This window comes from Mesorhizobium sp. M1A.F.Ca.IN.020.06.1.1 (assembly GCF_004023265.1).
GTDB lineage: Bacteria > Pseudomonadota > Alphaproteobacteria > Rhizobiales > Rhizobiaceae > Mesorhizobium.
In genome coordinates this window covers 1-1,738 of the sequence record NZ_RZSR01001121.1, presented here as the reverse complement: position 1 = coordinate 1,738, position 1,738 = coordinate 1, and the positions used below count along the sequence as shown (strand labels likewise).

At 63.4% G+C, this 1,738-nt stretch carries 2 protein-coding genes; one reads left to right on the top strand and one right to left on the bottom strand.

What is annotated here, in order from left to right; genetic code table 11:
* A partial coding sequence (locus EOA60_RS31605) for an FAD-binding oxidoreductase (protein ID WP_164899718.1) occupies window positions 1-1,407 on the bottom strand: 1,407 nt, incomplete at its 3' end.
* A 56-nt stretch (window positions 1,408-1,463) separates the two neighbouring features.
* On the opposite strand from EOA60_RS31605, the gene EOA60_RS38435 reads away from it, so the two are divergent.
* A partial coding sequence (locus tag EOA60_RS38435; protein ID WP_206628343.1) for a hypothetical protein occupies window positions 1,464-1,738 on the top strand: 275 nt, incomplete at its 3' end.

Below are 1,738 nucleotides of genomic sequence, written 5' to 3'. Positions count from 1 at the left end.
GTTCTGGTTCATGCGGAACAGGTTCTGCGGGTCGTAGCGCTGCTTGATCTCGAGCAACCGGCCATAATTGCCGCCATAGGCCGCTTCGACACGGTCGATCTCATCCTCCGGCATGAAGTTCACATAGGCCGTTCCGGCAGCATGAGGCTTTGATGCTTCATAGATGTCTCGAGCCCATTCGATGCAGGCCTTGTCCATGGCCGGTTCGCGCCAGCGGGCGTGAACGTTCATGACGAAATGCGAGCTCCGCTGCGGAAACGCCGTCGCATCCGCCGGGACGCGGCCAGCGACGCCGCCGACATGGCCGAAGAATATCTCGCATTCGGGACCCGGAAGGCTGGATATCGCGGTCGTGGTGATCTCGATCGCGCTGTCGGAAAGCTCGGTGAAGTCATGGCTCTTCCAATAGTTGCGGGCGCCAGGCGCGAGCAGCGGATCGAAGGCCTGCTGCCAGCCCGTGAACGGATTGGGACCGACGACGTCGGCGATCGGCGTGCCGATGGCGCGGAGCTTTTGCGTCGCCTTTTCGCCAGCCTCGATATCGCCGCAATAGCACATGGCCAGCACCAGCACTTCCTTGCCGTGCCATTCGGCCGGCAGGAAGGGCAGCGGCGGCGCCTGCCGCATGACCACCCAGCAGGTCAGTTCGTCGGGAGCGGTTTCGAGCGCGGCGCGGTATTCCCGAAGCACCTTCCCGGCATCGGCGAAGGGATGGACCACAAGGCCCGACAGCACTTGCGGCCCGAACCGGTGAAGTTTGAACTCGAACCCCGTGACGACGCCGAAATTGCCGCCGCCGCCGCGCAGCGCCCAGAACAGGTCCGCGTTCTCGGTCTCGCTGGCGCGCAGCAGCTTGCCGTGCGCGGTTACCACGTCGGCGGAAACGAGATTGTCGATGGTCAGCCCGTATTTGCGGGTGATCCACCCGAAGCCGCCGCCCAGCGTCAGGCCGGCGATGCCGGTGGTCGAGTTGATGCCGGTCGGCAGCGCCAGCCCGAAGGCCTGCGTTTCGCGGTCGACATCGACAAGCGTGGCGCCGGGTCCGACCCAGGCGCGCCGCGCCGCGACATCGACCCGCACAGACTTCATCATGGAGAGATCGATGACGAGGCCGCCCTCGCAGATGGCGCTGCCGGCAATGTTATGACCGCCGCCGCGCACGGAGACGAGAAGTCCGTTCTCACGGGCGAAATTCACCGCGGCAACGACATCGGAGGCGCCGACGCAGCACGCGATCAGCCCGGGCCGCCGGTCGATCATGTCATTCCAGATGCTGCGCGCGCCGTCGTAGCCGGCGTCACCCTCCCGCAGAACCGTGCCGCGTATTTGCGTCGAAAGCGTTTCCAGGGCGGCGGCGTCGACCGTGGTCTTGCCGCCCTCAAGGGCAGTGAAGCTCATGGCATTCATGAATTCCTCCCGTTCTTGTTGATGAGCCCCCTCCGCCCGAATTTTAGTGTGCGCTCATGTTCGGCATCCCGCAAGTTATCGCGGGCAGCGAGCCGGCCGTGCGGGCCTTGCTCAACAAACGATTGGCAAGAACGGCACGCGCGTTGCCAGCAATCTTGACGGGCAGGAATAACAGGCTTTCAATCAAGAGAGATTATCGCTGCGGATATAGGGGAACGCCGCATGAAACGCATGTTGTTTGCCTGTTCGATATCGTCTGTGCTGCTATTGTCAGCGAACCGGGCGTTTGCGTTCAATTTCGGCTTCGTCAGAGTGCCGGACTGGATGGATC